Annotated in this window: 8 protein-coding genes; 4 read left to right on the forward strand and 4 right to left on the reverse strand. The window is 58.4% G+C overall.

All coding sequences use genetic code 11. From position 1 onward, the window contains the following. Positions 1 to 416: 416 nt before the first annotated feature. Positions 417 to 758, reverse strand: a complete 342-nt coding sequence (locus R6W86_RS08800) for a hypothetical protein (protein ID WP_410328989.1) — start codon at positions 756 to 758, stop codon at positions 417 to 419. 230 nt (positions 759 to 988) lie between these two features. Between R6W86_RS08800 and R6W86_RS08805 the strand changes: the two genes are divergently transcribed. After that, positions 989 to 1,969, forward strand: coding sequence for an HD-GYP domain-containing protein (locus tag R6W86_RS08805; RefSeq protein WP_410328990.1), 981 nt, complete (start codon positions 989 to 991; stop codon positions 1,967 to 1,969). Between the two features lie 5 nt (positions 1,970 to 1,974). Here the strand turns inward: R6W86_RS08805 and R6W86_RS08810 are convergent, their stop codons facing one another. The 3 genes from R6W86_RS08810 to R6W86_RS08820 form a co-directional block, all read right to left on the reverse strand. Beyond that, the gene (locus R6W86_RS08810; protein ID WP_410328991.1) at positions 1,975 to 2,403 is read right to left on the reverse strand and encodes a hotdog fold thioesterase; all 429 of its coding nucleotides are present in this window, start codon (positions 2,401 to 2,403) and stop codon (positions 1,975 to 1,977) included. Positions 2,404 to 2,509: 106 nt separating this feature from the next. Further along, a complete protein-coding gene (locus R6W86_RS08815; RefSeq protein WP_410328992.1) occupies positions 2,510 to 3,892 on the reverse strand; it encodes a ribonuclease J in 1,383 nt (460 codons plus the stop codon). After that, the gene (locus R6W86_RS08820) at positions 3,889 to 4,638 is read right to left on the reverse strand and encodes a substrate-binding periplasmic protein (protein WP_410328993.1); all 750 of its coding nucleotides are present in this window, start codon (positions 4,636 to 4,638) and stop codon (positions 3,889 to 3,891) included. Before R6W86_RS08820 ends, R6W86_RS08815 begins: the two co-directional genes overlap by 4 nt. Before the next feature lie 200 nt (positions 4,639 to 4,838). Between R6W86_RS08820 and R6W86_RS08825 the strand changes: the two genes are divergently transcribed. The 3 genes from R6W86_RS08825 to R6W86_RS08835 form a co-directional block, all read left to right on the forward strand. Further along, positions 4,839 to 5,522 (forward strand): type 1 glutamine amidotransferase domain-containing protein, encoded by a 684-nt coding sequence (locus R6W86_RS08825; protein ID WP_410328994.1) that lies wholly within the window; start codon positions 4,839 to 4,841, stop codon positions 5,520 to 5,522. Positions 5,523 to 5,757: 235 nt separating this feature from the next. Then, positions 5,758 to 6,486, forward strand: a complete 729-nt coding sequence (locus R6W86_RS08830) for a flagellar motor protein MotA (protein ID WP_410328995.1) — start codon at positions 5,758 to 5,760, stop codon at positions 6,484 to 6,486. Further along, positions 6,483 to 7,527 (forward strand): peptidoglycan -binding protein (locus tag R6W86_RS08835; RefSeq protein WP_410328996.1); only part of this gene is annotated, 1,045 nt, incomplete at its 3' end. The genes R6W86_RS08830 and R6W86_RS08835, both read left to right, overlap by 4 nt.

Below are 7,527 nucleotides of genomic sequence, written 5' to 3' on the forward strand. Positions count from 1 at the left end.
CATATTTCCGGAGCGTTGGCTGCAATGTTTTCATACGGACATAATCAAATTACTGGCTAAGCTTATTTCCCTCGGCCAAAAGTAAAAAATTTATGCTGATGTAATGCCGTTATTTTCTGGACCAGGTGATTTCGGATACGCTGAAAATGTCGGCACGGCATACTGCCCGTTCATCTGGCTGTTTAAACCTACGGCCATTAAAGCAATGATTAACAGTGACTTGGTTTTCATAATATAGCGTTTTAGGGTTCCTCATCCCGATAGAGATTGTATTAAAAGTCAAATTCTTTATTAACCACAGAGGTAACGGAGTATGCGCAGAGAACACAGAGAATTGATTATCAATCACTAAACACTCTGTGTCTTCTGTGCCTTCTCTGCGATCTCTGTGGTTAAAGAACTTTTGATACAACCTCTTAATTATTTCTTTTGTCCACAAATTTAATGGATTTTCTGCCTTGTTCGGGGTTAATGACCCTTTCAATTTCTGTAACAGGTTCAAAAACAATTTGTGGGGCGACGCGCAGCTTTGCCCGGAAGTGATCTTTTATCTGCTTTTCAAAGGCATCGCCTTGTGCAAGGCTGCCGATATGGATCATGATCTCATCAGTGCCGATGGCATTGGTAAACACTTCCACATAGTAATTGTGGATATGTTCTGTATTGTCGAGAATATCGTATAAGGCGGGCGGATAAAGCGTGGTGCCTTTGTACTTGATCATCTGCTGTTTGCGTCCCAGCACCGGCCCGAGGCGCATGGTAGTCCGGCCGCAGGGGCAGGGTTCGGTGTAGTGGTAGCAGACATCGCCGGTCTTGAATCGCAGCAGCGGGCGTCGAAGCGGCCGCGCCCGCAGCCCGACCTCAACAACCTGTCCGGAAACGCTTAAGTCTGTTCGGCAAACCCAAGAAATCCGCTGCCCAGCCCCCGGCAGCCTCGTCCCGGAGCAAGCTGCCCCGCAAGCGCGTCAATTACATCAACAAGGTAAGCATGTCGGAGGAGATGGGTCCGGCGGTGATGCGTTTCGAGGAGGCCAGGGATACCGCGAAATCCCTGATGGCAGGGCTTCGCCTGGGGCGCACTCTGGATCTGAACAATGCCCGGAAAGTGGTCAACAGTTGCGTGGACAGCGTTCTGAGAAACGAGAATGCCCTGTTGCTGCTAACCAAGATCAAGAATCAGGACGAGTACACAGCCGAGCACTGCATCAACGTGTCCATCCTTTCGGCCGCGTTTGGCAAACACTTGGGATTGCTGGAAGGGGAAATCCGCAACCTGGCCCTGTGCGGACTGCTGCACGATGTCGGCAAGACCCGGATTCCGGACCAGGTTCTTAACAAGCCCGGCGCCCTGACCCCGGCCGAATTCAGCGTCATGCGGGAACATACCAATCACGGCCGCACCATTCTCATGAGCACCAGCAATGCCCTGGCGGCGGCAGTGGATGTGGCCTTCAGCCACCACGAGCGGATGGACGGTTCCGGTTACCCCCGCGGCCTGCAGAGCCACCAGATTCCGCTGTTCGCGAAAATGGTCGGTCTGGTGGACACCTACGACGCCATCACCAGTAACCGCATCTATGACAAGGGCCGGGCCTCCATGCAGGCGCTGGAGATCATCCACAACCATCGGGGCAGCCAGTTTGACGCGGAACTCGCAGAGACCTTTATCCAGATGATCGGTGTCTATCCACCCGGTTCGATAGTGGAGATGCACAATGGTGAGGTCGGCATCGTAGTGGAGACCCGTCCCGGGCAGAAACTCAAGCCTAAGGTCCTGCTAGTCCGGGAGGCGGACAAATCGATGCTCGAGCCCTATCGTCTGGTCGACCTGATGGCCTCACCCGATGACCATGCCAGCACCACCTATCGCATCAAGAAAGAAGTGCCGGATGGCAGCTTCGACATCGTGTTGCAGGACTTCGTCGACCAGGGTCTGATCACCAGCAAACCCTCGCAACCAGCCCCGTAACCCACTTATCCGGGACGCTTGGTGACCGCCATTGTCAGCCGTGAGATACAGGTGGTTTTGCCCTCTTCGTTCTCGATTCGGATTTCCCAGACCTGGGTGGCTCTGCCGATATGAAGGGCGGTGGCGGTACCATAAACCCAACCCTTGCTGACCGGACGGATGTGGTTGGCGTTGATGTCCAGACCCACGGCAACGGTGCCCGGATCCTTCAGGCAGCAGTTGGCGGCCATGCTGCCCAGGGTTTCCGCCAGCACCACCGAGGCACCGCCATGGAGGATACCGAACGGCTGGACCGTGCGTTCATCCACCGGCATCCGGCCCTTCACGTAATTATCACCGACTTCGAGGTATTCAATACCCATGTGGCCAACAGCCGTTTTTCTGCTGGCTTCCATCATTTGTTCAAGGTTCGGGGTTCTGGTCCAGATTGCCATGGTGTTGAGTGCCTCCTGAATTGGACTTGTTCGGTAAGCGTTTGTGGCCTGAGTCTATCCGGTTAGCTTGCTCAGCACCACGGCTTTTATCACGTTGCAGGACCACTCAATAAACCCGAACCAACTCCTGTTTCTGCCAGCCGAGCCGGCCAGTTTCTACGACTTGCCGGCGGATGCCCGGCACCGGCCGGATCATGAACAGGTCGCCGTCCCGCCCCACCAGGGTTCGGGGCACACCGCAGGCCCGGGCGATATCGGCGTTGGTCTCCATGTGTTCCATTTCACCATGGACCGGGATCGCCAGGTTGGGCTTCACCCAGCGGTACATGGTTTCCAGCTCTTCCTGGGCCGGATGGCCGGAGGCGTGGATAGGAACGCCGGCGTCTTCCGCCGTAATCACCCGGACGCCCAGATCCCTGAGTCGGGAGATCAGGGCTGCAATCGCCTCCTCGTTGCCCGGGATCGCCCGGGCGCTGAAGATCACGGTATCGCCGGCCTCCAGCTCGAAGTCCGGATGGCTGCCCATCGCCAGCCGCCGCAGCGCGGTCCTGGGTTCACCCTGGCTGCCGGTCGCGACCGCCAGAACCTCTTCCCGGGGCAGATAACCTAGATGAGAGGGGTTAATCAATTCATCGGCCCGGTCCCAGATTCCCGCCGCCTTGGCCGCGCCACTCATGTTGATCAGGGAGCGCCCCAGCAGCCCCATGTAACGGCCGGTCTCCCGGGCGATGCCCGCCAGGGTATGCAGCCGGGCAATGTTGCTGCCAAAACAGGTCACGACCACGCGACCTTCGGCACTGCGTACCGCGTCCAGAAGCCCCCTGTGCAGGGCCGCCTCGGACAGGGAGTGCCCCTTCACCGTGGCGTTGGTGGAATCGCAGACCATGGCATCCACGCCCTCCTCGGCCAGATCGGTAAAGGTCCTGGGCAAGTAGCCATGGCCGACCAGGGGCTGGTCGTCCAGTTTCCAGTCGCCACTGTGGAAGATGTTGCCCAGTGGCGTGCGAATCATCAGGGCATTGGGATCGGGAATGGAATGGGTCAGGGCCAGCCATTGCACCCTGAACGGACCGATCTGCTTCTCGTCACCGGTATTGACCTCGATGATAGGCACCCGGTGCAGCAGGTCGAATTCTGCCAGTTTCCGGCGCAGGATCTCGGCGGTGAACCGGTTGGTGTAGACCGGGCACTGCAGCAGTGGCCACAGGTAGGGCACCGCACCGACGTGATCCTCGTGGGCATGGGTGATGACCAGACCCGCTAGCTGCTCGCGACGGTCGGCGATAAAGGCCGGATCGGCCATCTGCACTGGCGGCTCGCCACGATGATGCACGGTGCCATCAGCGGCAATCCGGCCCGGTTTCGGGAAGGTGACACCGCAATCCACCATCAGCCACTGGCCATCGTGACCGTAGAGGTTCAGGTTCATGCCGATTTCGCCGGTACCACCAAGGGGTAAAAACCAGAGATCGTTGTGATCGGGGGTCATTGCGGGGAATTTTCCAGGTATTTCAGCACCAGGGTCTCGTGGGTTCCGTTCATTTCCATCAGTTTCAGGGCCGCGCGGATGTCATCGGCATAGGAAAGTGCCGGCGAATCCTTCGCGATGGCGATCCAGGAGCGCTCCCCCGGCACGAAGAACGGCGACACCCGGGCTGCCAGGTCCAGTTGCCGGACAGTGTACAGGCCGACCAGTTCCGGCGCGATCACCACATCGACCCGGCCCCTGGCCATCATCAGCATCAGGTTTTCATAGCGGGGAGCCGACTCTTTCATCAGGTTCTGATCGCTGTCAAAGCGACTAAAATACCGCGCGCCTTCAAGCACCCCGATGCGCTTACCGTAAAGATCCGAGTAGCGTTCGATCCGGTGAGTGTCGTTGAGATAGAAAAATAGCCGGCGTTCCGGCGGAAAGGCCGGCGCCACGAATTCAAACTGCTCGTCCCTTGCGTCGGTGCGCAGCGGGCCGAGCATGATATCCACCTCGCCCTGGCTCACCATCCGGAGGACACGGCGGAAGGGGGCTTCCCGGTAGTGCACCTGCCAACCGAGCAAGTCTGCGATTTCCCCAAAGATTTCCACGTAGAGGCCATTTTTCTCTTCGGCTTTGATAATTCGGTAGGGAGGTGCGTGGTTGACTCCCACGGTCACCGTCAAGGGCTCGACCGTTTCTGTGCCCTGTTGTGCCATGGCAGGGGCTGCCAGCAGCAACAGGAAAGTAACAATACGTCCCATCAAAAAAGCGTCCTTTCCGGAATTTCTATACATTGGAACAGACGACGAGCTGTTTCCGACCACTACCGAGTATAGCCGCTCCAGATCTGCTCCCCGTGAATTTACGTATCCAGGGTTGAATCCGGACCGTTCCGATGCCAGTTAGCTTAGTACATCGGGCAAACCTGCCATTCATTCCGAAACGAGAGGTACCGACCTGTATGAAGATCCTGATGGTTCTGACATCACACGACCAAATGGGCGACACCGGCCATAAGACCGGTTTCTGGCTCGAAGAGTTCACCGCGCCCTACTACGTGTTCAAGGACGCCGGTGCCGACATCACCCTCGCCTCTCCCAAGGGTGGCCAGCCGCCGGTGGATCCCAACAGCGAAGCCGAAGGCGCACTCACCGAAACCACCGAGCGCTTCATGAAGGACGCCCACGCCAAGGAAATGCTCGCCAGCACCAAGAAACTGAGCGACGTCGACATGAACGAGTACGACGCCATTTTCTATCCTGGCGGCCACGGCCCGCTGTGGGACCTGGCCAACGACGAGAAGTCTGTGGCCCTGATCAAAACAGCCTATGAGCAGGACAAGGTGATTGGCGCAGTCTGCCATGCGCCGGCTGTATTCAAGAACGTGTTCATCAAACCGGAGCAGAACCTTGTCGGCGGCCGGAAAGTCACCGGCTTCACCAACACCGAGGAAGATGCGGTGCAGCTCACCAACATAGTACCCTTCCTGGTGGAGGACATGCTCAAGGAAAACGCCGGGGAGTACACCCGGGGTGATGATTGGGCACCACACATCGTAGTCGACGGCAAGCTGATCACCGGGCAGAACCCGGCGTCGTCCGAAGGAGCCGCCAAGGCGGTGGTTCAGGCGTTGCAGGAGAGCTGATTGCCGTGAATATGGGGTCAGAAGAAGGCGTTCTTCTGACCCCGGAGTTGGACCGGACCCTGGGGTCTGATGAAAGCCTTCATCTGACCCCGTCTTTAACCGCCGGACTCCGACCCGAACCAGGGGTCAGATGAAAGCTTTCATCTGACCCCTTTTTCATGTTCTACCTCCTCCGATACACATCCCCCAGCCTGTGCTATGTTTCTGTGAAACTTCCTGCAGACTGGCCTTCGTCATGAGCAACCCCAAGCACACTCTTTTCTGGATGACACTGTTCCTCGGCGTGGTGGTGGTCGTTGGTGTTCTGATCCACAAACCGCTGATGACCGCCTTTATGGCCAACTGGGTCTTCAACCTGCTGATCGTTGGCGTTCTGATCGTCGGCATCGCCCTGACCTACCGACAGGTTTTTGTGCTGTTCCCGGAGCTGCGCTGGATTGCCCAGTTCCGCACCGGCCACGCCGGCCTCTCGGTGGTGCAGGAACCCCGTCTGCTCAAACCGCTGGCCCGGCAACTGGGCGAAGACGCCAAACGGGACCGATTCACCCTGTCGACGCTGTCGCTGCGCACAGTGCTGGACGGCATCCACTCGCGCATGGATGAACAGCGGGAAATCACACGGTATTTCATCAGCCTGCTGGTATTCCTGGGCCTGCTGGGCACCTTCTGGGGACTGCTGGGTACCATCAATGCGGTGGGTCAGGTGATCACCGGGCTGGACATGAGCCAGGAGGATTTCGGCAAGGTGTTTGCGGAACTGCAGGACGGCCTGCTCAAGCCGCTGGAAGGGATGGGAACAGCCTTCAGCTCTTCCCTGCTGGGACTCGGTGGCTCACTGATCCTGGGCTTTCTCGACATCCAGGCCGGTCATGCCCAGAACCGTTTCTACGACGGCCTTGAGGAGTGGCTGACCGGCGTCACCAACCTGGTGGACCGGGTCGATGACGAGAAAAAGCTGTCATGATCGGATCCAAACGACGCAGTCGGAGCAGCACCAACATCTGGCCGGGCTATGTGGACGCCCTGTCCGCCCTCCTGATGCTGGTGATCTTCATGCTGCTGGTCTATGTGGTCAGTCAGCTCTATCTGTCCCAGACTCTGTCTGACCGGGATACCCAGCTCGCCCGCCTGAACGCCCAGCTGGATGAACTATCCGAGTTGCTGGGGCTGGAACGGAGCCGGACCGAGGCCCTGGAAGAGCAGATGATCACGCTGCAGGATGACTACAGCAGCAGCCTGGCCAGTAACGACGAGCTGGTAGATAGACTGGAATCCACCCGCGAACAGCTGATGCAACAAACGGCCACCGCCGAGGCCCAGGCCGAGCGCCTCGCCAGCATGGAGGAATCCATCGACGAAAAGGATGAGATGTCCGCCAGCCAGCAGGCCATGATCCTGCGCCTGTCCAACCAGATTGCATCCCTTCGGGAACAGTTGCGGAAGATAGCCTCGGCGCTGGAGCTTCAGGAACAAATGACCGCGGAAAAGGAAGAAGAACTGGCAAAAGTCAGCCAGCGCCTGAATGCCTTGCTGGCCGAACGGGTAAGCGAGCTGGAACAGTACCAGTCCGAGTTTTTTGCACGGCTCCGGGACATCCTGGCCAGCAACGAGAACATCCGGATCGTGGGCGACCGCTTCCTGCTGCCTTCGGAACTGCTGTTTGCCTCAGGGTCGGCGGAACTGGGTGAGGACGGCAAGCGGGAACTCGACAAGCTGGCGAACCTGCTGCTCGATGTTGCCAGCAAGATTCCCGAGGACGTCGACTGGATCCTCCGGATCGATGGCCACACCGATATCGTGCCCATCAACACGCCGAAATTCCCCTCCAACTGGGAGTTGTCCACCGCCCGGGCGGTGGCGGTGGTTCGCTACCTGGCCGCCCAAGGGGTACCCGAGCGGCGGATGGTGGCCGCCGGTTTCGGTGAATTCTTCCCGGTGGCGGAAGGCACCAGTCCGGAGGCGTTACAGAAGAACCGGAGGATTGAGCTGAAGCTGACGGATCGGT

This window comes from Marinobacter sp. (assembly GCF_046484525.1).
Lineage (GTDB): Bacteria > Pseudomonadota > Gammaproteobacteria > Pseudomonadales > Oleiphilaceae > Marinobacter.